This is a genomic window from Nonomuraea sp. NPDC052116, assembly GCF_040680035.1.
GTDB classification, from domain to species: domain Bacteria; phylum Actinomycetota; class Actinomycetes; order Streptosporangiales; family Streptosporangiaceae; genus Nonomuraea; species Nonomuraea angiospora_A.
Genome location: NZ_JBFAWA010000027.1, coordinates 115,582 through 138,541, shown reverse-complemented (window position 1 = coordinate 138,541; position 22,960 = coordinate 115,582). Strand labels below are relative to the sequence as shown.

Here is a 22,960-nt window from a genome sequence, read left to right as displayed (position 1 = left end):
CTCCTGACCACGGTGTCCCGGTGAGCGCCCCCGCGGGCGTGGTCATGGCCGCGCGGACGCCGTGGTTCGACCTCGCCGAGTGCGCCGGTCACCGGACCGTGCGCCGGGAGGACGGCCGGCTCGTCGGCGACGCGCCGATGACGCCGGACACCTGCCACGACCTCGCCTCGGTCACGAAGGTCGTGGCCACCACGACGGCGCTGATCCGGCTGGTGTCCGACCGGCTGGTGGACCTGGACGCGCCGCTGAGCGCGTACCTGGCCCACTCGTACGAGGCGATCACCGTCCGGGACCTGCTCCTGCACCGCGGCGGGCTGTGGGAGTGGTGGCCGCTCTACATCCAGCCGGCGCCGCCGCCCCCGCGCTACCGCCCCGGCCGCGCCCGCCACTACTCCGACCTCGGCTTCGTCCTGCTCGGCCGGATCGTCGAGACCGTCACCGGCCTGAGCCTGGACCGGGCCGTGACCGAGCTGGTCACCGAGCCGCTCGGCCTCGGCTCGACCGGGTACGGCCGCCCGGCGGGCTCCGAGGTGGCCATGAGCGCCCTGGACGACCGGATCGAGATGGTCATGCTCGACACCGGGCGGCCGTACCCCGTGCCGTACCGCAGCTCCGACTTCGCGCGCTGGCGGCGCGGGCCGGTGCTCGGCGAGGTCGCCGACGGCAACGCCCATCACGCCTTCGGCGGGGTCGCGGGGCACGCCGGGCTGTTCTCGACCGTGCCGGACCTGCTCGCCTACGGCCTGGCGATGTGCCGGTACGAGGAGCACGACCGGCTGTGGCGGCCCGAGGTGGCCGAGGAGTTCTTCACCCCCGGCCCCGACGCCGGGCAGGCTCTGGGGTTCCGCACGTACGAGCTGCAGCTGCGGGACGAGACCGTCACCGTGCTCGGCCACCCCGGCTACGTCGGCTGCGCGGTCGGCTTCGTGCCCGGCCGCGACATCGCCCTGGCCCTGGCGAGCAACCGCCTGCTCGTCGAGGGCGACCCCACCCCCACCGACGCCCTCTGGGGCGGGCTGCTGCAGACCATCACGCAACGATCGAGGACCGCATGACCCCCCTCCTGGAGATCCGTGACCTCTCGGTCGCCTTCCGCACCCGCAGGCAGGACGTCACCGTCGTCAAGGGCGTCTCGATGGAGATCCTGCCCGGCCAGACCGTCGCAGTGGTCGGCGAGTCGGGCTCCGGCAAGTCCACCACGGCCGCCGCCGTCAACCGGCTGCTGCCGGACAACGGCCGCATCACCGGCGGCCGGATCATGTTCGACGGCCGCGACCTGACCGGGCTCTCCGGGCGCGAGATGACCGCGATCCGCGGCGCGGGCATCGGCCTGGTCCCCCAGGACCCCATGTCGAACCTCAACCCGCTCATGCGCGTCGGCGACCAGATCGCCGAGGCGCTCGCGGTCCACGGCGTGGCCGCCGGCAAGGCGGCCCGGGCCCGCGTGCTCGAACTGCTGGACCTCGTCGGCATCCCCGACCCGGCCCGCCGGATCGGGCAGTATCCGCACGAGTTCTCCGGCGGCATGCGCCAGCGCGCGCTGATCGCCATGGGGCTGGCCTGCCGGCCGAAGCTGCTCATCGCCGACGAGCCCACCTCCGCGCTGGACGTGACCGTGCAGCGGCGCATCCTCGACCAGCTCGAACAACTCACCGCCGAGATGGGCACGGCCGTCCTGCTCATCACGCACGACCTGGCGCTGGCGGCGGAGCGGGCCGACGTGGTGGCCGTCATGCACGACGGCCGGATCGTCGAGACCGGGCGGGCGGCGGAGATCCTCGCCGAACCCGCGCACGAGTACACCAGGCGGCTGCTGAACGCCGTCCCGAGCCTGTCGTCGGTCCGCGTCGCGCAGCCGCGTCAGGAGGGCGAGGACCTGGTGGTGGTCGAGGGCCTGCGCAAGGTGTTCCCGATCAGGGGCACGGGCGAGGAGCTGACCGCGGTGGACGAGGTCTCGTTCCGGATCCCGAAGGGCCGTACCGTCTCGATCGTGGGCGAGTCGGGCTCGGGCAAGTCGACCACCGCGAACCTGCTGCTCGGCCTCGACGACCTCACCTCCGGCAGCATCCGCTTCGACGGCACGGACCTGGCGGCGCTCGGCCGGCGGGAGCTGTTCGCCTTCCGGCGGCGGGTCCAGCCGGTGTTCCAGAACCCGTACGCCTCGCTCGACCCCCGCTACCCCGTCGGGAAGTCCATCGCCGAGCCGCTGCGCGTGCACCGCGTCGGCACCGCGGCCGAGCGCCGGAAGGCCGCGGCCGAGCTGCTGGAGAAGGTGTCGCTGCCCGCGTCCATGGCCGACCGGCTGCCGCACGAGCTGTCCGGCGGCCAGCGCCAGCGGGTGGCCATCGCGCGGGCGCTGGCGCTCTCGCCCGAGCTGGTCGTGCTGGACGAGGCCGTCTCGGCGCTCGACGTGCTGGTGCAGGCGCAGATCCTGGAGCTGCTCGCCGGGCTGCAGCGCGAGCTCGGGCTGAGCTACCTGTTCATCAGCCACGACCTGGCCGTCGTACGGATGATCTCGCACGAGGTGCACGTCATGAGCGGCGGGCGGATCGTGGAGAGCGGCACCGCCGAGGACGTCTTCGACCGCCCGTCCGCGGACTACACCCGCGAGCTGCTCGCGGCGATCCCCGGCAACAGGTAGGTTGGAAATTCGGACTCTCTCGGAGGTGAGCATGCCCAGGGAATGCTCGATCGCCAACGCGCTGACGGTCGTCGGCGAGCGCTGGAGCCTGCTGGCCATGCGGGAGGTCCTGCTGGGCGTGCGCCGCTTCGACCAGATCGCCCGCAACACCGGCGCCAGCCGCGACATCCTCACCACCAGGCTGCGCAAGCTGGAGGAGGTCGGGCTGCTGGAGCGCGAGCTGTACGAGTCGCACCCGCCGCGCTACGAGTACGTGCTGACCGATGCCGGGCGGGCGCTGCACTCGGTGCTGCTGTCGCTCATGGACTGGGGCGACCGGTACGTCACGAAGGGCGAGCCTCCGACGGTGTGGCGGCACAGCTGCGGCGAGCCGCTGGAGCCGCTCATGGTGTGCGCGCACTGCCGCGAGCCCGTACATGTAGAGGACATGTCCGTTATACGCGTACACCAGCCGCAGTAGGCCCTTCACCCGTCACAGTGGAGGGGTGAAGATCCTCCTGGTTCAGCCCCCTCACTGGTCTCCCGACGGCCACGCCAACTTCGACGCGATCGAGGAGCTCGTCACCGCCCGCTCGGGCGACGTGGCGCTCCTGCCCGAGCTGGCCGGCGCCAGCCTGCCCCGTGCCGAATACCTGGCCAGGGTGCGCGCCCTGGCCAAGGGGGCGGGGATGGCGGTCGTCGGCGGGTCCCACTACGACGGCCCGGTCAACCGGGGCGCCGTGTTCGACGCCGGGGGCGAGCTGCTGACGGAGTACGACAAGGTCCACCCCTACGACGTCGAACTGCGCTCGGGCGTGGTCCCCGGCCTCCCGAGCGCGGGCTTCGAGCTGAACGGCCGCCGCCTGCACGTCCTGCTCTGCGCCGACCTGTGGTACTCGGCCAGCCTGGCCGGGCGCGACGGCCTAGACGCGGTGCTGGTGCCGGCCTTCTCGATCACCCGCTGGGACGGCCCCGCCCCGGCGCGCGAGCTGTGGCAGCACATGACTGTGGCGCGGGCGTACGAGTTCATGACGTACGTGGCGGTCAGCGACTGGCACCACGAGACCACCTACCACGGGCATCCCTGCGCGGGGGTCGCCGGGTTCGCCAACCCCTGCCCGCGGACCCGCGCCGGCTTCTTCACCGGCACGGGCGACGACCCGGTCTCGGTCCACGACCTGGACTTCGACCGCCTGGACGCCTTCCGGCGCGACCGCGCGGACCGCGGCTTCCGGTAGGACTGTCCGTGCCCGCCGCGCGCCTCAGCCATGTCCCGGGGAGGGCGTGAGGGCGTCGGCGACCTGGCGGGTGACGCGGCGGCCGATGAGGGCCAGGAGCTTGCGCGGGCGGCGGGGCATCAGGTGGGCCAGGCCCAGGTTGCCGCGGCCGGGCACCACGTACCCGCGGTCGCGGTCGAACGCGCGCAGGGCCGTGGTGACGACCAGTTCGGGGGTGGCGAGCCTGGCGCCGATGGCCGCCTCCCTGGTGCCGAGCCGGTCGAAGAACGCGGTCTCGACCGGCCCCGGCGCGACCGCCAGTACCTTCACGCCGGTGCCGCGCAGCTCGCTCCAGAGCGCGAGGCTGAAGTTGAGCACGAACGTCTTGGAGGAGGCGTAGGTCGCGAAGTACGGGGCGACGTTGAAGCCGGCCGTGGAGCCCACGTTCACCACGCCGCCGGAGCCCCGGGCGAGCATGCCCGGCAGGAACGCGTGCGTCAGCCCCACCAGCGCGACGACGTTGACCATGAGCTCCTCGTGCTCGCGCTCCGGCGCGATCTGCGCGAAGTGCCCGGCCGTGCCGAAGCCGGCGTTGTTGACGAGCAGCTCGACGGCGATCCCGCGGGCGGCCACCTCTTCGGCGACCCGCGTGGCCGCGTCGGGGGCGGACAGGTCCTGGACGAGCACCTCGGCCCGCACCCCGTGGGCCTGGCGCAGCGAGGCGGCGAGGGTTTCCAGCGCGGGGCCGGACCTGGCGACCAGCACCAGGTCATGCCCTCGGGCAGCCAGCTGGCGCGCGAACTCGGCGCCGATCCCGGAGGAGGCTCCGGTGACAAGTGCGTAAGTCATGAGCTGAAAAGTAGCACGTTCTAGTAGAACTGCGCCATTTCGTCTCAGTTTTAAGCTGTACCGTCTCCTTCATGGGAAGACTGCGGGCCGACGCCGAGCGCAGCATGCGCGCGATCATGGCGGCGGCGGAAGACGTGCTCAGCGCCAATCCGGTGGCCACGATGGAGCAGGTCGCCGAGGCGGCGGGGGTGGCCAGGGCCACCGTCCACCGCAGGTTCGCCAGCCGGGAGGCGCTGATCGAGGCCATGGAGGTGGCCGCGTGGCGGGAGATCCAGGACGCCGTGCACGCCGCCCGCCCGCACACCGCGCCCGCCCAGGTGGCGCTCCATCAGGCCACGGCCAACATCCTGCAGATCAAGCTCGGCTGGCGGTTCACGCTGGCCCGCCCGGTGCCGCTCAGCAAGGAGGCGCAGGCGGTGCGGTCCGAGGTGATGGAGCTGTGCGAGGCGGTGTTCGGGAAGCTGCTGGGCCCCGGCGCCGAGATCGTCTGGGCCCGGCAGGTCTATCTCGCGCTGCTGGGGGAGGCCGCGCACGGCTCTCCCCCAGGCTCCGATCCGGACGCGCTGGCCACGAGGGTGATCGACACCCTCCTGCACGGCGTTCAGCGCACCGCGTAGGCGCGGATCACCTCCTGCGACAGGGTGTTGCCGTTGACGTCGGAGGCCTTCAGCCGCAGCGAGACGAAGCCGGACGGCGAGCGGTCGAGCGTCGTCTCGTAACTCCGCTCGCCCTTGTCACGCAGGCGGGCGGGCTTCCAGGTGGCGCCGTCGTCGTACGACACCTCCAGCGAGACGTCCTTGACCGCGCTCTGCGGGGCGCCCTCCTGGTGGTAGAGCGACAGGCCGAGCCGGTGCGACCTGGCCTGGTTCTTCAGGTCCACGGGCGCGTCGAACGAGGCCAGCAGCAGCGGGATCACCGTCGTCGCCGTGGTCCGCTCCGAGCCGAACGTCCACACCGCCCTCGTGCGGGTGGACAGCTTCGCCCACCCGGCCTCGTTGGCGAGGTCGTACTCGATGCGGTACGTGGCCTGCTCCGGCGGGAGCACGCCCGACCCCGAGGGCAGGTAGTTCGTCTGCAGCAGCAGCTTGTCGCCCTGGTAGAGCCGGAAGTCGCTCTTCAGGCCGTGCTCGAACATGCTGGTGTACCCGTCGCCGTAGTTGCGGTCGGCGTCCACGAAGCCCTGCATCGAGATGCGCAGCCGGTCGCCGTCCCGGCGCAGCGGGTTGCGCGGGTTGATGCCGGGCATCACCGGCTGCTTGAACAGCGTCCGGCCGACCCGCTCCCCCACCTCGTAGGGGCGGAACTCCGGCGACGACATCAGGACGCGCGGCGTGTCCGGGTGCGGCCACATGTTGTTGTAGGACCGCTCCGGGGTGCCCGCCGACGAGCTCCACTTCAGCTCGGGGTCGGGGGTGACGTAGTCGGTCCGGGTGCGCGGCGTCTTGGCCAGGGGGAGGTTCGTGGAGATGGACGAGGTGTCCCACGGCTCGAAGACGAACCTGGCCTCGTTCATCGTCACGTCGTCGGCCAGCTGGCTGTGGTAGCCGGTCTCGATCCTGGCCAGCGACCTCGACCTGACCACGTACGTGAGCGAGTCGCGCACCCGGCCCTTCTCGCGCAGGTAGAGGTCGTAGACGTACGGGCTGGCGACGTTGCCCTTGGCCAGGATCGGCACGGGCAGGTGGCGCAGCCGCGCGACCAGCTTCAGCCCCTCCTCGTGCGTCAGGCGCACGGTCGGGACGGCGAGCTTGACCTTGTTGCCGCCGGTGGTGACGTCGGCCCCCGGCCGGTCACTGTAGACGGCGACCATCGTCGCCCCGGCCGCCGCGGCGGCGTTGGACTGGGTGGAGACGGGCACGCCGTCCGTGCGGCGGATCACGGCGAGCTTGCCGCGCAGGTCGCGGGCCTTGATCTCCTCAGGGCTACCCCGCCCCGCGTCCACGGCCATGAGCAGCTGGGTGCCGTCCAGGCGCGGGTACTCGGTGGAGAAGTCGCTGAACTGGACCGGGTCGACGTACTGCGGCTCCAGGTCCAGGCCGGGCGTGGACAGCTCGATCTCGGGGGCCGCCAGCCGCCAGCGGGTGGCGACGGTGAAGGTGCCCTTGGTGACCTTCCTGGTGGGCTGGACGAACAGCCGCTCCTCGATCTGCGCGCCGGGCGAGATCGTGGTGCCGCCGCGCAGCGCGGTGCCCTGCTCGCCGGACCGGTACCACATGAGGGCCCCGGCGGCGCCGGTGTTCCGCTTGGTCCGGTGGTCGGGCGTCTCGACCTTCACCTCGACCGCCTTGCGGGCGTCCAGCACGACCTCGGTGTTCTCCGTGATCTTCATTTCCGGGTCGCCGAGCAGGCTCTCGTTGAGCGGCTTGCCGCCGGCGGTGCTGTCCTGCGTGGCGGGCATGGTGAAGATGTGGCCGAGCACGGAGTAGGTGCCGGGCTTGACCAGCAGGCAGGTGCCGGTGCCGTACTTCTGGTCGGTGCAGGGCTGGGCGGGGTCGCCGGGGAGCAGGCGGCCGACCAGGGTTCCTTCGTCCAGGTTGAGGACGGTGAAGCCGCCGCGGCCGGGACGGCCGTCGCGGGCGATGCCGCGTACGCGCAGCTCGACGCGCTTGTCGTCGACACTGGCGGTCAGCAGCGTGCGGACCGGGCTGCCGCCCGCGACGGCGGCCGTCAGCTCCTGGCGCACCAGCCCGCTCTCGGCCGCCTTGGCCGTCACCGTCACCTCGGCCTTCCCGCCGGCGGGCACGGTGAGCTTCGACGGCTCGACGGTGAACGCGTCGCCGGCCGACAGGTCCAGCTCGGCGGGCGTCTGGCCGAGGTTGTGGTAGCCCACGGTGAGGCTCTTCCGCTCGCCGGTGGTGAGCTTGCCGAAGCTCGCCGAGCCCGTCGAGGCCACGACCGAGCCCTTGAGCGCGGCGGCCACGTCGATGCGGCCCGCGCCCTGCTCGTCCACGGAGATGTCCTGGCCGGGCCTGGCACTGGCCATGAGCAGCGACTTCAGCTCGTTGCCGGCGATCCCCGGGCGGGCCTGGCGCAGCAGTGCCGCCGCGCCCGCGACGTGCGGGGTCGCCATCGAGGTGCCGGACAGCGTGAGGGTGCCGCCGCCCGCCTTGGCGGCGGTGATGTCCACGCCGGGGGCGGTGACGTCGGGCTTGACCGACTGGTCGGCCGTGATCGGGCCCCTGCTGGAGAACGGCGCCAGCGCGTCCCGCTTGTCCACCGCGCCGACGGTCAGCGCCTCGGGGGCGTCGCCCGGGGCGCCCACGCACCCGTCGCAGCCGTCGTTGCCGGCGGCCACCACGAACAGCGTGCCGTACTGCTTGCTGAGCTGCGTCACCGCCGCGGTGAGCGGGCCGCCGGGCTCGCGGCCGCCCAGGCTCATGTTGACGACCTCGGCGTGCTTCTCGCCGGCCGCCCACTCCATGCCGTCGATGATCCACGACAGCTGGCCGTAGCCGTCGGCGTCGAGCACGCGGCCGTTGAGCAGCCGCGCGCCGGGCGCCACGCCCTTGGCGACGCCGCCCGCTCCCGTGCCCGCGATGGTGCTGGCGACGTGGGTGCCGTGCCCGTGGGGGTCGCCGGCGACGCTCTGGCCGGTGAAGTCGCGCTGGTCGGCGACCTTGCCCGCCAGGTCGGCGTGCGCGGCGTCCACGCCGGTGTCGAGGACGGCCACGGTCGTGCCGGTGCCGTCGTACCCGGCCGCCCACGCCTCGGGGGCGCCGATCTGCGGCACGCTCTGCTCCAGGTCCGGCTTCACCTTGCGGTCGAGCCAGATCTTCCGCACGCCCGCCAGCGGGCCCGCCGCCCGCAGGCTCGGGGTGGCCAGCTTGGCCAGCTCGGCCCCGAACGCCGCGGCGTCCCGGGTGGCCACCGACACGCCCGCTCCGCCGATGCTCTCCAGCGTGCGGGCCTGCTTGACGGCGGGGATGGCGGCCTTGGTGGCGTTGCCCTCGAAGGTGAGGATGAGCGGGATGGCGCCTCCCGCGTAGCCCTGTTCGGCCAGCTCGGTCACGTTGAACAGCGCGGTGTCGAGCCGGTCGGGGACCAGGGCGGCGACGTCGTCGGGGACGACGGTCACGCCGGTGTCCGTCTCCAGCACCTGGAACGTCGGCACGGAGCCGTCCGCCCGCGGCGCGGGGGTGACCGTCACTGCGCGGTGCTCGCCGTCCACGGCCCGCACCTGCACCTGGTCACCGGTGATCAGCGTGATCTCGCCGGCCGGGGCGCTCGTGAACGCCATCGGCGGGCCGGCCGCCTCGGTGCCGGCGTGCGCGCCGGGTGCCGAGAATAACGATGCGACCATGACCATGGAGACGGCCGCAACCCGCCATCGTCCCATGGCGACCTCCAGAGAATCGGTAAGCACGAATACCGAATTACTAGTCATCCGGATGGACGTTGTCTATGAGGTTGGTGTGGCCAGATCCCGACTTGTCGGGAACCCGCCACCGTCCTCCCGCCCGGCCGCGCCGCAGCGGCGTGCGGCGGCCCTTGCTGAGATGATGGGGTTTGTGCATTGCCGGGCGCGATCAAGTTGCTTAACGTGCTAAAGGCTGATCTGTCGCCTTTCCGTGGGGAGCCGCCTGACATGCATGATGACCGCAACCTGGTCGAGGCCCGCCTGCAGCGGGTGCTGGACGAGCGCATCCGCCCGGCCGTGTATCCCGAGTCCGTCCCGCTGGAGGTGGCGGTCTGGCACGCGCCGGGCGAGCCCGTACCGGTCGCGGAGGGGCTGGCGGCGACGCCCGAGCCGATCGCGCCCGGCACCGCGTGGGGCGCTCCGTGGGGCACGAGCTGGTTCACGGTCACCGGCACGGTGCCCGCCGAATGGGCGGGCAGGACCGTGGAGGCCATCCTCGACCTGGGCTTCAACGAGAACATGCCGGGCTTCCAGAGCGAGGGCCTGGTCTACCGCCCCGACGGCTCGCCGGTGAAGGGCCTCAACCCCCGCAACCAGTGGGTACGCATCGGCTCCCCCGTCGAGGGCGGCGAGCGGGTGCGCCTGCACGTCGAGGCCGCCTCCAACCCCGTCATCCTCGGCAACCCGCCCTTCCGGCCGACGCACCTGGGCGACAGGGAGACCGCCGGCGGCGACCCGCTCTACCGGCTGGCCCGCATGGACCTGGCCGTCTTCGACGAGACCGTGTGGCAGCTCGTGATGGACCTGGAGGTGCTCGGCGAGCTGATGCTGGAGCTGCCCGCCGACGGCACCCGCCGCTGGGAGCTGCTGCGGGCCCTGGAGCGGGCGCTGGACGCCGTCGATCTCCAGGACGTCAACGGCACGGCGGCCGCCGCCCGGGCCGAGCTGACCGGCGTGCTGTCGTCCCCGGCGGTGCCGTCGGCGCACCGGATCAGCGCCGTCGGCCACGCGCACATCGACTCGGCCTGGCTGTGGCCGCTGCGCGAGACCGTACGCAAGGTGGCCCGCACCGCTTCGAACATGACCGCCCTGCTGGAGGACGAGCCGGACTTCGTGTTCGCGATGTCGCAGGCGCAGCAGTGGGCGTGGATCAAGGAGCACCGCCCCGAGGTGTGGGCGAAGGTGACCAAGGCGGTGGCCACGGGCCGGTTCGTCCCGACGGGCGGCATGTGGGTGGAGTCCGACACGAACATGCCCGGCTCCGAGGCGATGGCCCGGCAGTTCGTGCACGGCAAGCGGTTCTTCATCGACGAGTTCGGCATCGACAACGAGGAGGTGTGGCTGCCGGACACGTTCGGGTTCGCGGCGGGGCTGCCGCAGATCATCAAGGCGGCCGGGTCGAAGCGGCTGCTCACGCAGAAGATCTCGTGGAGCCAGACGAACACGTTCCCGCACCACACGTTCCTGTGGGAGGGCATCGACGGGACGCGGATCTTCACGCACTTCCCGCCGGTGGACACCTACAACTGCTCGATGACCGGCCGCGAGCTGGCGCACGCGGCCCGCAACTTCAAGGACAAGGGCGTCGCGCGGCACTCGCTCGCGCCGACGGGCTGGGGCGACGGGGGCGGCGGCACGACGCGCGAGATGGTCGCCAAGGCGGCCAGGGTGCGCGACCTGGAGGGCTCACCCGCCGTCACGTGGGAGCCGCCCGCCCACTTCTTCGCCAAGGCCGAGGCCGAGTACGCCAACCCGCCGGTCTGGGTGGGCGAGCTCTACCTGGAGCTGCACCGCGCCACGCTCACCAGCCAGGCCAAGACCAAGCAGGGCAACCGGCGCAGCGAGTCGCTGCTGCGGGAGGCCGAGCTGTGGGCGGCCACCGCGGCCGTGCGCGCCGGGGCCTCGTACCCGTACGAGCGGCTCGACCGGATCTGGAAGACGGTGCTGCTGCACCAGTTCCACGACATCCTGCCGGGCTCGTCGATCGCGTGGGTGCACCGGGAGGCGCGCCGGACGTACGAGGCGGTGGCCGCGGAGCTGAACGAGATCATCGACACCGCGCAGCGCGCCCTGGCCGGCGCCGGAGACCGCGGGGTGGTCTTCAACGGCGCCCCGCACACCCGCCACGGCGTGCCGGCGGGGGGCGCCCGGGCCGTATCCGGCGCGCGGTGGACGGAGACGCGCGAGCGCGACGGCGGTGGTTTCGTCCTGGAGAACGACCTGCTCAGGGTGGAGATCGACGCCCGCGGCCTGGTCGTGTCCGCCCGCGATCTGACGGCGGGCCGGGAGACCGTCCCGCCCGGCCAGGCGGCGAACCTCCTCCAGCTCCACCCCGACTTCCCCAACAAGTGGGACGCCTGGGACGTGGACGAGTTCTACCGCAACACGGTCACCGACCTCGTGGACGCCGACGAGGTGAGCCTCGACGGCGACGGGGTCCGCATCCGGCGCTCGTTCGGGTCCTCCACCGTGACGCAGGTGCTCACGCTGGCCGGCGGGCGGCTCGACATCCTCACCGAGGTCGACTGGCACGAGACGGAGAAGTTCCTCAAGCTGGCGTTCCCGCTGGACGTGCGCGCCGACCGGTACGCCTCCGAGAGCCAGTACGGCCACGCCTACCGCGCCACGCACACCAACACGAGCTGGGAGGCGGCCAAGTTCGAGGCGTGCAACCACCGCTTCGTGCACGTGGAGGAGCCGGGCTGGGGCGTCGCGCTGGTCAACGACTCGACGTACGGCCACGACGTCACCCGGGCCGTCCGCCCGGACTCGGGCACGACCACCACCGTGCGCGTCTCGCTGCTGCGGGCCCCGCGTTTCCCCGACCCGGAGACCGACCAGGGCGTGCACCGCTTCCGGCACGCGCTCGTGCCGGGTGCGACGATCGGCGACGCGGTGCGCGAGGGCTACTTCGTCAACCTGCCCGAGCGCCTGGTGACCGGCGCGGCGGCGGAGGTGGAGCCGCTGGTCACGGTGGACGACGACGCCGTCGTGGTGACCGCCGTCAAGCTGGCCGACGACGGGAGCGGCGACGTGATCGTACGCTTCCACGAGTCGAGGGGCGGCCGGGCCCGCGCCACGCTGACGCCGGGCTTCTCCGTCGCCGAGGTCGTCGCCACCGACCTGCTGGAGCGCCCCACGGGCGCGCCGGGGCAGGGGCTGTCGGTGTCGCTGCGCCCGTTCGAGCTGGTCACGCTCCGGCTGAAGCGGGCCTAGTCGCTGAGGAGGGCGCCCAGGCGGGGCGCGTACGTGGCGTGGAAGACCAGTGAGGCCGCGCCGATCGCGGCGGCGTCGGCCGCGATCGGCGAGGTCTCCACGCGGACGGCGTGCAGCCGCCTGGCCAGCGTCCTGGTCGACACGGCCCGCGCGATGACCTCGCGGTAGAGCTCCCCCACCTCCCTGAGCGCGGGTCCGCCGAGCACCAGCAGGTCGATGTCCAGCATGTTCACCACGCTCACGGCGGCGTCGGCCAGCCGCTCCGCCACCCGTTCGATCACGCGCCGCGCCTCGGGCTCCCCCTTGGCGGCGGCCGCGCAGACGGCCTTGTGGGAGGCGCGCCCGCCCATGGCGGCCTCGATGGCGCTCGGGCAGCAGACCGCCTCCACGCAGCCCCGGTTGCCGCAGTAGCACTCGGGCCCGTCGGGCTCGAGCGTGATGTGCCCGAACTCGGCCGCGTTCAGCGACCGCCCCCGATATACCTGGTTATCCAGAAATATCCCTCCACCGATGCCCGTCCCCAGGTACAGGTAGGCGAAGCTCGGCGTGGTCCGCGCGATCCCGGCCCACCGCTCCCCGATCGCCGCGGCGGTGGCGTCGTTGTCCACGGTCACCGGGAACCGCGTGTGCTCGTGCAGCAGCGCCTTGATCGGCACCTGGTCCCACGCGGGCAGCCTGGGCGGCGAGACCATCACGCCGTCCCCGTCCAGCGGCCCCGGGCAGGCCAGCCCCACCCCGAGCACCTTGCCGTCCGCCACCCCCGCCTCCCGCAGGATCCGCCGCGCGGCCCTGGCCATCTGCCGGATCACCGCCTCGGGCTCCAGGCCGGGCCGTACGGGCCGGCGCAGCCGCTCGACCGGCCGCCCGGCCAGATCGGCCAGCACACACGAGATCTCCTCGGGGTCGAAGTGCACCCCGATCGCGTAGCCCGCGCCCGGGTCCACGCGCAGGATCGTGCGCGGCTTGCCCCCGCCCGACGGCACGGACCCGTCCTCGACGACGAGCCCCTCCTCCAGCAGCCGGCGCACGATCACGGACACGGTCTGCGCGGTCAGCCGGGTGCGGGCGGCGATCTGCACCCGGCTGATGCCGTCGGACGCCTGGATCGCCTCCAGGACCACGGCCCGGTTGTAGCTCCCCACCTTGGGCAGGTTCGTGCCCAGTCGCATGTGAGCCATGTCACCACAGAGTGTTGACTTAGTAAATCAAATAGATTTACGTTCTCCGCAAACCCAAGGAAACACGGGGAGCGCGTGATGAAACGTACGCTGGCCGGTTCTCTCCTCCTTCTCCTGACCGCCGTCGCCGGGTGCGGCGGCGGCACCCCGCAGAACACCTCAGGCGCCAAGGAACTCGAGGTCCTCTACAAGGTCGAGACGACGTGGCCGTACCTGGAGAAGATGCTCACCGCCGCCAAGAAGCAGTACGAGTCCGCCCACCCGGGCGTCACGATCAAGCTGACGGCCGTCCAGGGCAACAACGAGGCGTACTACACGAAGCTGGCGCTGCTCAACCGCTCCCCCGACTCGGCTCCGGACCTCTACTACCACGACACGTTCCAGGTCAACGCGGACGTCGCGGCCGGCAAGCTGGCCCCGCTCGACGACTACCTGGCCAAGTGGCCCGACTGGAGCACCCAGTTCCCCGACTCGGTCAAGCAGGCCGCCAAGGGCGGCGACGGCAAGATCTACGGCGTGCCGATCAGCACCGACACGCGCGGTCTCTGGTACCAGAAGGACGTCTTCGCCAAGGCCGGCCTGCCGGTCCCGTGGGAGCCGAAGACCTGGAACGACGTGCTCACGGCGGCCCGCACGATCAAGCAGAAGCTGCCCGGCGTCGTCCCGTTCAGCATGTACGCCACCAAGATCCACGGCGAGGCGGCGACCATGCAGGGCTTCGAGATGCTCCTGTACGGCACGCCGGGCGGCACCCTCTACGACGACGCGCAGAAGAAGTGGGTGGCCGGCGGCAAGAACTTCACCGACGCCCTGACCTTCGTCAACACCGTCTTCCGGGAGGAACTGGGCCCGAAGCAGGCCGACGCCCACAACGCCAAGCTCGGCGACAAGGTGACCATGGAGTGGTTCCCCGAGGCCAAGCTCGGCTTCTCCCTCGACGGGGCCTGGGCGAGCTCGGCCTGGAGGCCCACCGGGACCAAGCCGTGGCCCGAGTGGACGGAGAAGATCGGCTGGACGCCCATGCCGACGCAGAACGGCGAGGCGCCGGGCGCGGTCAGCATGTCGGGCGGCTGGGTCATGGCGATGAGCGCGTACACCAAGCACAAGCAGGAGGCGTTCGACTTCATCACCACGGCCACGAACAAGGAGAACTCGATGGCCTACTCGGTCGGCACGGGTGACCTGGCCGCCCGCAAGGACGTGGCCGCCGACCCGAAGTACAGCGCCGACAACCCGAGCGTCAAGTTCTGGACCGACCTGGCCTCCGTCACCCACTACCGGCCCGCGTACGAGGTGTACCCGAAGGTGTCCACCCAGGTCCAGGAGGCCATGGAGGCGGTCGTGACCGGCTCGCGGACCCCTGAGGAGGCCACCGCGAACTACGCCAAGGCGCTCCCGGCCGCGGTCGGCGGACCCGACAAGGTCATGTCGCGATGACGATCGTCACCGCCCCACCTCCGCCCGTGACGAGCCGCCCGGTACGCGGCTCGTCACGGCGGAACGCCATGCGCTGGCTCCTGCCCCTGGGCCCCGCCCTGGTCCTGCTCGCGCTCTTCCTGGCGGGGCCGATCCTGTGGAGCGTCTACATAGCCTTCACCAACGAGACGTTGACGGGCTCGGCCTCGGTTCACTCGCGGTTCGTCGGTGTGGCCAACTTCGTCAAGCTCTTCGGCGACCCGAACTTCCTGAACTCGTTCCTCCTGACGTTCGTCTTCGTCATCGGCTCGGCGGTCATCGGCCAGAACACCCTCGGCCTGATCATCGCGCTCCTCCAGCGCGGCCGCGGCCGGGTGACCCGCAGCGTCGTCAACGGCGTGGTGATCGCCGCCTGGGTGGTGCCGGAGGTCGTGGCCGCGGCCTGCTGGTTCTCGTTCCTGGCCGAGGAGGGCACCCTCAACAGGGTCCTGGGCCTCTCCCAGGAGTGGCTCTACACGGCCCCGATGCTGGCGGTGATCCTGGCGAACATCTGGCGCGGCACGGCCTTCTCCATGCTCGTCTACTCGGCCGCGCTCTCCGAGGTGCCCGCCGACCTGGTGGAGGCCGCCGCCGTGGACGGCGCGGGCCCCGGCCGCCGGCTCCTGCACATCACGCTGCCGCTGATCCGCCGCTCCATCATGGCCAACCTCATGCTGATCACGCTGCAGACCCTGGCCAGCTTCGGCCTCATCTACGCCCTGACGGGCGGCGGCCCGGGCACGGAAAGCCAGACGACGCCGCTGTACATGTACGAGCAGGCGTTCCGCTACTTCGAGATCGGCTACGGCTCGGCGATCGCGCTGGTCATGCTGGTGATCGGCGCGCTGTTCTCGCTGGTCTACCTGCGCCTGATCAAGGTGGAGGACGCATGACGAGGCTCGCCGCCCGCGCCGCCGCCCTGCTCTCGCTGGCGCTCATCACCCTGGCCTTCCTGGGCCCGTTCCTCTGGGTCCTGCTCGCCTCCGTCCAATCCGAGGCGAGCCTGGCCGCCAAGCCGACGCTCTCCTTCTCCCTGGACAACTTCAAGGCCGTCCTGACCTGGGACACGATCATCCTGCCGCTGATCAACTCGATCGTCATCTCGGGCTCCACGGCGGTGCTGACGGTCCTGGTGGCAGGGCTGGCCGCGTACCCGCTGTCGCGCTACCAGCTCCGCTACCGCCGCCACTTCATGCTGAGCCTGCTGTTCACCACGGGCCTGCCGGTGACGGCGATCCTCGTGCCGGTCTACGCGATGTTCTTCCGCTTCAACCTGTACGGCTCCGTGCCGGCCATGGTGCTGTTCCTGACGGCGAGCTCGCTGCCGTTCTCGATCTGGATGATGAAGAACTTCATGGACGGCGTGCCGGTGAACCTGGAGGAGGCCGCCTGGGTGGACGGGGCCGGCTGGCTCCGCTCGCTGACGACGGTGGTGGGCCCGCTGATGGCCCCGGGGATAGCCGTGGTGGCCATCTTCGTCTTCGTCGGCCAGTGGGGGAACTTCTTCGCCCCCTTCGTCCTGCTGGACACCCCGGAGAAGCAGCCGGCGGCGGTCACCGTCTACACCTTCTTCTCCCAGTACGGGCAGGTGGCCTACGGCCAGTTGGCCGCCTTCTCGATCCTCTACACGGCGCCGGCGGTGGTCCTCTACGTGGCCGTCAACAAATACCTGGCCAGTTCCTTCAGTTTCGCCGGATCGGTGAAAGGCTGACGGCTTACCAGAGGTAGTTGAAAGGCGTACGGTTGACGCATGGCTGCGACCCCGGACACGGTGCACTGGCGCGGCGTGCACCACCTCGCCCTGGTGACCGCGGACATGGACGCCACCGTGCGCTTCTGGCACGGCGTGCTCGACGCCCGCCTCGTCACCACCCTTGCCGTCCCCGCGTTCAAGCACTACTTCTTCGAGGTGGCTCCGGGTAACACCGTCGCCTTCTTCGAGTACACCGACCAGCCGCTCGACAGCTTCGCCAAGCCCGCCGGCGTGCCCTACCCCAAGGCGGCGCAGTTCGACCACCTGTCGCTGCACCTGCCGGACGAGGACGCGCTCAACCGGCTGCGCGACCGGCTCAAGGCGCACGGCTGCGAGGTCACCGACGTCATCGACCACGGCTTCCTGCGGTCCATCTACTTCAGCGACCCGAACGGGATCGCGCTCGAGGCCTCCTGGTGGACCGTCGATCCGACCGGCCGGCCGGTGGACTACTCCGACGAGCGCCTGTTCGCCGACCCCGACCCGGTCCCCGCCGTACGGGAGCTGCGGGAGGAGGGTCGGCTGCGCCGGACGGTCGCGACGCGCCTGGTGGACGGCATCGTGGAGGACCTCAGGCGTGAGGGGATCACGCTGGATCCTTGAGTTTCACGAAGGCATCACGTGGGCATCACGTGGGGCAGGTCGACGCTTGACCTGCCCCACGTTAGCCTGACCTCAGTTCGCATGTACGCCACTACATGCGGCGGCCGTTTAGTCGATCATGGCTGTGGTAGCGCCGATCGCTATGACAACGGCGGCAAGTATGACGAGAAACCGTACGGTCCGGGGTGTTGACTTGATCGCATCCCGGACTATGCGTCCGAGCTCTTGCACGATCGTGGTCCCAAAGCCCGATGGATCGCACATCGCAGGTTTCACCTCCCCCCCAAATCGGGCCCCTGACCTGCACCGTCCCTCCTTTCTTAATCTTGGTTCCACGGTGCATGAGGGTCTCCCAATCTGCAAGTAGGCTTCACGTGGTTCTCCGAGTGTGAAAGTAAATTTCAATCCACAGGCGCGCCACGACCTGCCGGTCAGAAAACCGGCAGGTCGTGAAGGCCCGGGAGATCGGGCCTATGCGCAGGTGTAGCCGGAGGGCGTCTGCGTGTTGCCGCTCGGCCGGCTGACCTGGAAACCGAAGGTGGTACCGGCGTTCGGGGCCAGGTTGCCGTTGTAGGCGAGGTTCTTGGCGGTGACGGTCTGCCCGCTGACGGTGAGGGTCGCGTTCCACGAGCCGGTCAGCGTGTGCCCGGCGGGCAGGGTGAAGGTGACGGTCCAGCCGGTGATGGCGGAGGTCCCGGTGTTGGTGACGGTCACGGGCTGGACGACGTACCCGGTGGCCCACTGGGTCTGCACGGTCCCGGCGGCCGTGCAGCCACCGCCGCCGCCGGGGCCGGCCGTGGTGGTGAAGGTGCCCAGGGCGGAGTTCGCCGAGACGTTGCCGGCCCCGTCACGGGCCCGGACGTACACCTGGTACTGGGTCGAGGGGCTGAGCCCGGTGAGCGAGATCGAGTTGGTCGTGGACTGGCCGAGGAGCTGGTCGGTCGCGCCCTGCTCGCGGTAGACGTCGTACCCGGCGAGCCCGCTCCCGCCGCTGTCGGTCGAGGCGGTCCAGCTGAGCGAGGCCGAGTTCGAGGTGACGCTGCCCGCCGAGGGCGTGCCCGGCGTGGTCGGCGGGGTGGGGTCGGTGGTCGTGCCGCCGGCAAGCGCGTCGTGCACGGCGGTGTACGACGGCTTCTGCTGGTAGCTCTCGTCGTAGATCAGGGCCGCGCCCTGCCCGGAGAACGTGTCGGGCACCCAGGAGTACTTGTCGGTGAAGCCCCAGATCGTCACGCCGGCGCAGGCGGTCACGGCCAGGCAGGCGTTGACGACGTTGCGGTAGTAGGTGGCCTGCGTGGCGTCCTTGGTGGCGTCCCTGGGCATCACCATGCGCACGTCCAGCTCGGTGATGCGGACCTGGACGCCGAGGGCGGCGAAGCGCTGGAGGTTCTGCTGGAAGTCGTTCGGGAAGCCGTACTGGATCGCGAGGTGCGTCTGGAAGCCGACGCAGTCGACGGGCACGCCCTGCTGGCGCAGCGACGAGACCAGGTTGTAGATCGCGGTGCTCTTGGCGTTGATCCCCTCGGTGTTGTAGTCGTTGATGCACAGCCGGGCGTCGGGGTCGGCGGCGCGGGCGGCCCGGAAGGCGTCGGCGATGTAGCTCTGGCCCAGCGTGTTGTACCAGAACGACGTGCGCAGGTTGCCGCTGTCGTCGAAGACCTCGTTGACCACGTCCCAGGAGACCACGGTCGGGTTGCCGGCGTAGTGGCCGACGACCTGGCTGATGTGGTTCTGCATGGCGCTGCGCATGGCGGTGGCGCTCAGGCCCTGCACCCAGCCCGGGGTCTGGTTGTGCCAGACGAGCGTGTGGCCGTGGACCTGCTGGTTGTTCTGGGTGGCGAAGTTGACGATGGCGTCGGCGCCGGAGAAGTTGAACTGGCCCTGGCTGGGCTCGGTCGAGTCCCACTTCATCGCGTTCTCGGCGGTGACCTGGCTGAACTCGGTGGCGGCGATGTTGCGGTAGGCGCTCTCGTTGGCGAGCGGGCCGGTCGCGAGCGCCGCTCCGATGAACTTGCCCTTGGCCGCCGCGTGGGTGCGTAAGGGCGCGGAGGCGTGGGCCGGGCCGGCCGGCAGGAGGAAGGCTGCGAGCATCCCCACGAGGGCGAGGAGGACTCTGACGGGCGAGGACGAATGCACGGACATCTACCTCCGAAAGCTTTCGATCCCGGTGGATCGCATCGAAGACGGTATTGACATGCGAGATAAGGGTCAATGCCGACCTCGCGCGGTCACTAAACCAGCAGCTGAACGCTAGAAACTATCGGAAAAGAAATGAAACTTTCATGAGCCTTGCCCCCGCCGGGACCCTCAGGAACATTGGTAGCAATCACCCTCATAGAAGGGCAGACCAATGGCAGACGGGCTCGTCTTACCCCCCGGCGCCGGGCAGTCGCTCGGGTCCATGGGGATGACGCTGAAGGTCGGGGCGGAGCACTCGAAGACCTGGTCGGTGTTCGAGAACACGATCGCACCGGGCTTCGACGTCGGCGCCCATTTCCACCACCACGCCGAGGAGCTGTTCTACATCCTCGACGGCGAGCTGGACCTGCTGGCCTTCCAGCCGCGGGAGATCACCGGCGAGCCCTGGCAGACGTGGGAGTCGGAGGGCGGCGCCCGGACGGTGCGCGGCGGCCCCGGCAGCCTCATGTACGTGCCCGCGGGCTGCCCCCACGCCTTCGCCAACCCCGGCGCCACCCCCACCCGGATGCTCTTCATCGTCACCCCGGCGGGCCACGAGCACTACCTGCGCGAGCTGGGCGAACTGCTGTCCCGTCCGGGGCCGCCCGACCAGGCCGCCGTCATCGAGCTGCGGACCCGGTACGACATCCAGCAACTGTCCCCCATCGGCCTCGGCTGAGCCCGTTCCCGGCGAGCTAGCGCAACGTACCTACCGGTCGGTACTGTGATTTATCCAGAATAATCGTCCACTAGCCGGGAGTTCGGTGTATGTCCCTTTCGCACGCCCAGGTCGTGGCCCAGCTCACCGGACCCGGTCAGCTGTTCGAGATCGAGGAGATCGGCGACACCGGGATACGCACCTGGAAGCACGCTCCCACCCACTTCCGCGCGCTGCTGGAGATGAGCCGCTTCCACGGCGAGAAGGTCTTCCTCGTGTACGAGGACGAGCACATCACGTTCGAGGACCATTTCCGCCGCGCGGCCACCCTCGCCAACCGCCTGGTCGAGGGGTACGGGGTGCGGAAGGGCGACCGGGTGGGCGTGGCCATGCGCAACTACCCCGAATGGGTCGTGTCGCTGTCGGCCGCGCTGGCGGCGGGGGCCGTCGCCGTACCGCTCAATGCCTGGTGGACGGAGGCCGAGCTGGCCTACGGCGTGCGGGACTCCGGAGCCAAGGTGCTGATCGCGGACGGCGAGCGCGCCGCCCGGCTCGCCTCGACGGGCGTCCCCCTGATCGTCGCCCGGGGCGAGGTCCCGGAGGGCGCGCGCGGCTTCGACGACGTGCTGGGCGAGGTCGCCGCCGACGTCACACTCCCCGCCGTCGAGCTGGCCCCCGAGGACCCCGCCACGATCTTCTACACCTCCGGCACGACCGGCAGCCCCAAGGGGGCGCTGGGCAGCCACCGCAACCTGGGCCAGTCCCCCATGACCGTCGCCTTCGGCCTCATGCGGGCGGTGGCCATGGCGGGCAAGGACGTCGCGGCCGCGGCCGGCACCCGCCGGGTCACGCTCCTGACCGTCCCCCTGTTCCACGTCACGGGCTGCTTCTCCGCCCTGACCACCACGATGTTCGCCGGCGGCGGCCTCGTGCTCATGTACAAGTGGGACCCCGAGCAGGCGCTGCGGCTGATCGAGCGGGAGCGCGTGACCGCCATGATCGGCGTGCCCACGAATGCCTGGCAGCTCATGTCCCACCCCGACTTCGGCAAGTACGACCTGTCGTCCCTGACCACCCTCGGGTACGGCGGCGCCCCCGCCCCGCCCAAGCTCCTGGAGCGCATCACCCACAACCTCCCCAACCGCGCCCCCTCCAACGGCTACGGCATGACCGAGACGACCGCCCTGGCCATCGGCAACGGCGGCGCCGACTACCAGGCCAGGCCCGACAGCATCGGCCTGCCCTCGCCCGTCGTGGACGTGCGCGTGGTCGACCCCATGGGCGCCGAACTGCCGCCCGGCGAGGTGGGCGAGCTGTGCGTACGCGGCCCGAACGTCATCCTGGGCTACTGGAACAAGCCGGAGGCGACGGCGGAGACGTTCGTGCACGGCTGGCTGCACACCGGCGACCTGGCCAAGATCGACGAAGAGGGCTTCGTCTACATCGTGGACCGGGCCAAGGACATGGTGATCAGGGGCGGCGAGAACGTCTACTGCGCCGAGGTGGAGGCGGCCCTGTTCGAGCACCCGGCGGTCGACGACGCCGCCGTGATCGGGGTGCCGCACGAGGAGCTCGGGGAGGAGGTCGGCGCGGTCATCCGCCTGGCGCCCGGCACCTCGGTCGCCACCGAGGACCTCCAGTCGTTCCTCAAGGACCGGATCGCCAAGTTCAAGATCCCGGCGCACATCTGGTTCCGGGAAGGTGAGCTGCCCCGCAACCCCGGCGGCAAGATCCTCAAGACCCACCTGCGCAGGGAGATCCTGGGCGCGTAACCCCGCTCTTTCCGGCCTCCCGGCACCTTGCTCGCGCCGGGAGGCTTTCGCGTGACCACCGTCACAATATGAGCGTTACCGCAGGTGGAACGGGCTTCCGACGGTCCCCTTTACGTGCCGGGTAATCGCGCCCCCTACGTGGCGGCTGACATCTTTCAGGTGTCGCGAAAAACCGCCACCAAGGGAGCCCGAGACATGAGCACCGCCCTGACCATCACCGCCGACCGGATGAAGTTCCTGCGCCTCGCGCTGGCCGCCGACGCCGTCGTCACCGGCGGCAACGGGCTGGTCTACCTCGCCTTCGCCGGCCCCGTGAGCGACCTGCTCGGCCCCGGCGCGGCCCTGCTGCGCGGCATCGGCGTCTTCCTGCTGGTGTACGGCGCCGCCGTCGGCCTCCTCGCCACCCGCCGCGCCATCAGCCCCGCCGCCACCAGGGCCGTGATCGCCCTGAACATCGTCTGGACCCTCGGCAGCATCGCCGCCGTCGTCACCGGCGCCGCCGATCTCACCACGATCGGCGCCATCTGGACCATCGCCCAGGCCCTGGTGGTCGGCGTGTTCGCCGAACTCCAGATCGTCGGCCTCCGCAAGACCCGCAACAACTGACAAGCAGAAGGAATGACCATCATGAACCTCATCGAGCGCTACGTCGCCGCCTGGAACGAGACCGACGCCGACGCCCGCGCCAAGGCCGTGGCCGAGCTGTGGACCGAGGACGGCACGTACACCGACCCCCTGGCCGACGTGAAGGGCCACGACGCGATCGCCGCGGTCATCGCGGGCGCCCAGGGCATGTTCCCCGGCCTGGTGTTCACCCCGGGCGAGGTCTACGACGCCCACCACCACATCGCCCGCTTCACCTGGCACCTCGGCCTGGAGGGCGGGGAGGCGGTCGCGGTCGGGTTCGACGTGGTGGAGCTGGCCGAAGACGGGCGGATCCGCACGGTCCTCGGCTTCCTCGACAAGGTCCCCGCCGCCTGACCCTCTTTCCACCGAAGGCTCCCGCTCCTCGCGGGGGCCTTCCGCGTACCCACCCCCTCCCCTCCCAGGAGCAAGGTCCCGAGGGACATCGATCCCGGTCGGCGGCGAAGGGACCCGACAGGCCCG

Annotated in this window: 18 protein-coding genes; 14 read left to right on the top strand and 4 right to left on the bottom strand. The window is 70.9% G+C overall.

Features of this window, described 5'->3' with window-relative positions; genetic code table 11:
- The first annotated feature begins 20 nt into the window (after window positions 1-20).
- From AB0L65_RS41465 to AB0L65_RS41450, 4 genes are read left to right on the top strand one after another with little or no spacing between them, the layout of a single operon-like run.
- Window positions 21-1,055, top strand: coding sequence for a serine hydrolase domain-containing protein (locus AB0L65_RS41465; RefSeq protein WP_364257542.1), 1,035 nt, complete (start codon window positions 21-23; stop codon window positions 1,053-1,055).
- The gene (locus AB0L65_RS41460; protein ID WP_364257539.1) at window positions 1,052-2,641 is read left to right on the top strand and encodes an ABC transporter ATP-binding protein; all 1,590 of its coding nucleotides are present in this window, start codon (window positions 1,052-1,054) and stop codon (window positions 2,639-2,641) included. The genes AB0L65_RS41465 and AB0L65_RS41460 overlap by 4 nt, the downstream gene beginning before the upstream one ends.
- Before the next feature lie 31 nt (window positions 2,642-2,672).
- The gene (locus AB0L65_RS41455; RefSeq protein WP_350727262.1) at window positions 2,673-3,101 is read left to right on the top strand and encodes a helix-turn-helix domain-containing protein; all 429 of its coding nucleotides are present in this window, start codon (window positions 2,673-2,675) and stop codon (window positions 3,099-3,101) included.
- Window positions 3,102-3,126: 25 nt separating this feature from the next.
- A complete protein-coding gene (locus AB0L65_RS41450; protein ID WP_364257535.1) occupies window positions 3,127-3,858 on the top strand; it encodes a carbon-nitrogen hydrolase family protein in 732 nt (243 codons plus the stop codon).
- Between the two features lie 24 nt (window positions 3,859-3,882).
- Here AB0L65_RS41450 and AB0L65_RS41445 read toward each other — a convergent pair whose 3' ends face one another.
- Entirely contained in the window at window positions 3,883-4,686 is an 804-nt protein-coding gene (locus AB0L65_RS41445; protein ID WP_364257532.1) for an SDR family oxidoreductase, read from the bottom strand.
- A gap of 71 nt (window positions 4,687-4,757) precedes the next feature.
- Here AB0L65_RS41445 and AB0L65_RS41440 point away from each other — a divergent pair, with 71 nt between their 5' ends.
- Entirely contained in the window at window positions 4,758-5,303 is a 546-nt protein-coding gene (locus AB0L65_RS41440) for a helix-turn-helix domain-containing protein (RefSeq protein WP_364257529.1), read from the top strand.
- Here the strand turns inward: AB0L65_RS41440 and AB0L65_RS41435 are convergent.
- A complete protein-coding gene (locus AB0L65_RS41435) occupies window positions 5,288-9,022 on the bottom strand; it encodes a S8 family serine peptidase (protein ID WP_364257526.1) in 3,735 nt (1,244 codons plus the stop codon). The two genes, AB0L65_RS41440 and AB0L65_RS41435, sit on opposite strands and share 16 nt — an antisense overlap.
- Before the next feature lie 249 nt (window positions 9,023-9,271).
- Here AB0L65_RS41435 and AB0L65_RS41430 point away from each other — a divergent pair, with 249 nt between their 5' ends.
- Complete coding sequence (locus tag AB0L65_RS41430) at window positions 9,272-12,259, top strand: glycoside hydrolase family 38 C-terminal domain-containing protein (RefSeq protein ID WP_364257523.1); 2,988 nt, start codon at window positions 9,272-9,274, stop codon at window positions 12,257-12,259.
- On the opposite strand, the gene AB0L65_RS41425 is transcribed toward AB0L65_RS41430, so the two are convergent.
- Complete coding sequence (locus AB0L65_RS41425; RefSeq protein WP_364257520.1) at window positions 12,256-13,428, bottom strand: ROK family transcriptional regulator; 1,173 nt, start codon at window positions 13,426-13,428, stop codon at window positions 12,256-12,258. The two genes, AB0L65_RS41430 and AB0L65_RS41425, sit on opposite strands and share 4 nt — an antisense overlap.
- Before the next feature lie 87 nt (window positions 13,429-13,515).
- Between AB0L65_RS41425 and AB0L65_RS41420 the strand changes: the two genes are divergently transcribed.
- From AB0L65_RS41420 to AB0L65_RS41405, 4 genes are read left to right on the top strand one after another with little or no spacing between them, the layout of a single operon-like run.
- On the top strand, window positions 13,516-14,874 hold the full coding sequence (locus AB0L65_RS41420) for an extracellular solute-binding protein (protein ID WP_364257517.1): 1,359 nt from the start codon (window positions 13,516-13,518) through the stop codon (window positions 14,872-14,874).
- The gene (locus AB0L65_RS41415) at window positions 14,871-15,785 is read left to right on the top strand and encodes a sugar ABC transporter permease (RefSeq protein ID WP_364257514.1); all 915 of its coding nucleotides are present in this window, start codon (window positions 14,871-14,873) and stop codon (window positions 15,783-15,785) included. Before AB0L65_RS41420 ends, AB0L65_RS41415 begins: the two co-directional genes overlap by 4 nt.
- Window positions 15,782-16,603 carry a carbohydrate ABC transporter permease gene (locus AB0L65_RS41410; RefSeq protein ID WP_364257511.1) on the top strand — a complete coding sequence of 274 codons (822 nt, stop codon included), beginning with the start codon at window positions 15,782-15,784 and terminating at the stop codon, window positions 16,601-16,603. The genes AB0L65_RS41415 and AB0L65_RS41410 overlap by 4 nt, the downstream gene beginning before the upstream one ends.
- 39 nt (window positions 16,604-16,642) lie before the next feature.
- Window positions 16,643-17,248, top strand: a complete 606-nt coding sequence (locus AB0L65_RS41405; protein WP_363972061.1) for a VOC family protein — start codon at window positions 16,643-16,645, stop codon at window positions 17,246-17,248.
- Between the two features lie 471 nt (window positions 17,249-17,719).
- On the opposite strand, the gene AB0L65_RS41400 is transcribed toward AB0L65_RS41405, so the two are convergent.
- Window positions 17,720-19,387: an endo-1,4-beta-xylanase gene (locus AB0L65_RS41400; RefSeq protein WP_364257508.1), complete on the bottom strand. Its 1,668-nt coding sequence runs from the start codon at window positions 19,385-19,387 to the stop codon at window positions 17,720-17,722.
- A 208-nt stretch (window positions 19,388-19,595) separates the two neighbouring features.
- On the opposite strand from AB0L65_RS41400, the gene AB0L65_RS41395 reads away from it, so the two are divergent.
- The 4 genes from AB0L65_RS41395 (at window position 19,596) to AB0L65_RS41380 (ending at window position 22,834) form a co-directional block, all read left to right on the top strand.
- On the top strand, window positions 19,596-20,102 hold the full coding sequence (locus AB0L65_RS41395) for a cupin domain-containing protein (RefSeq protein ID WP_363972064.1): 507 nt from the start codon (window positions 19,596-19,598) through the stop codon (window positions 20,100-20,102).
- Window positions 20,103-20,191: 89 nt separating this feature from the next.
- Window positions 20,192-21,853, top strand: coding sequence for a class I adenylate-forming enzyme family protein (locus tag AB0L65_RS41390; RefSeq protein ID WP_364257505.1), 1,662 nt, complete (start codon window positions 20,192-20,194; stop codon window positions 21,851-21,853).
- Between the two features lie 195 nt (window positions 21,854-22,048).
- Window positions 22,049-22,459 (top strand): hypothetical protein, encoded by a 411-nt coding sequence (locus tag AB0L65_RS41385; RefSeq protein WP_350727203.1) that lies wholly within the window; start codon window positions 22,049-22,051, stop codon window positions 22,457-22,459.
- Between the two features lie 12 nt (window positions 22,460-22,471).
- On the top strand, window positions 22,472-22,834 hold the full coding sequence (locus tag AB0L65_RS41380; protein WP_364257502.1) for a nuclear transport factor 2 family protein: 363 nt from the start codon (window positions 22,472-22,474) through the stop codon (window positions 22,832-22,834).
- Window positions 22,835-22,960 lie beyond the last annotated feature (126 nt).

Bases quoted from the DNA above. Each gene is read 5' to 3' on its own strand.
- AB0L65_RS41380 (WP_364257502.1), top strand. From the start codon at position 22,472: ATGACCATCATGAACCTCATCGAGCGCTACGTCGCCGCCTGGAACGAG.
- AB0L65_RS41435 (WP_364257526.1), bottom strand. From the start codon at position 9,022: ATGGGACGATGGCGGGTTGCGGCCGTCTCCATGGTCATGGTCGCATCG.
- AB0L65_RS41455 (WP_350727262.1), top strand. From the start codon at position 2,673: ATGCCCAGGGAATGCTCGATCGCCAACGCGCTGACGGTCGTCGGCGAG.
- AB0L65_RS41415 (WP_364257514.1), top strand. From the start codon at position 14,871: ATGACGATCGTCACCGCCCCACCTCCGCCCGTGACGAGCCGCCCGGTA.
- AB0L65_RS41385 (WP_350727203.1), top strand. From the start codon at position 22,049: ATGAGCACCGCCCTGACCATCACCGCCGACCGGATGAAGTTCCTGCGC.
- AB0L65_RS41425 (WP_364257520.1), bottom strand. From the start codon at position 13,428: ATGCGACTGGGCACGAACCTGCCCAAGGTGGGGAGCTACAACCGGGCC.
- AB0L65_RS41445 (WP_364257532.1), bottom strand. From the start codon at position 4,686: ATGACTTACGCACTTGTCACCGGAGCCTCCTCCGGGATCGGCGCCGAG.
- AB0L65_RS41440 (WP_364257529.1), top strand. From the start codon at position 4,758: ATGGGAAGACTGCGGGCCGACGCCGAGCGCAGCATGCGCGCGATCATG.
- AB0L65_RS41430 (WP_364257523.1), top strand. From the start codon at position 9,272: ATGCATGATGACCGCAACCTGGTCGAGGCCCGCCTGCAGCGGGTGCTG.
- AB0L65_RS41390 (WP_364257505.1), top strand. From the start codon at position 20,192: ATGTCCCTTTCGCACGCCCAGGTCGTGGCCCAGCTCACCGGACCCGGT.
- AB0L65_RS41400 (WP_364257508.1), bottom strand. From the start codon at position 19,387: ATGTCCGTGCATTCGTCCTCGCCCGTCAGAGTCCTCCTCGCCCTCGTG.
- AB0L65_RS41395 (WP_363972064.1), top strand. From the start codon at position 19,596: ATGGCAGACGGGCTCGTCTTACCCCCCGGCGCCGGGCAGTCGCTCGGG.
- AB0L65_RS41460 (WP_364257539.1), top strand. From the start codon at position 1,052: ATGACCCCCCTCCTGGAGATCCGTGACCTCTCGGTCGCCTTCCGCACC.
- AB0L65_RS41420 (WP_364257517.1), top strand. From the start codon at position 13,516: ATGAAACGTACGCTGGCCGGTTCTCTCCTCCTTCTCCTGACCGCCGTC.
- AB0L65_RS41410 (WP_364257511.1), top strand. From the start codon at position 15,782: ATGACGAGGCTCGCCGCCCGCGCCGCCGCCCTGCTCTCGCTGGCGCTC.
- AB0L65_RS41405 (WP_363972061.1), top strand. From the start codon at position 16,643: ATGGCTGCGACCCCGGACACGGTGCACTGGCGCGGCGTGCACCACCTC.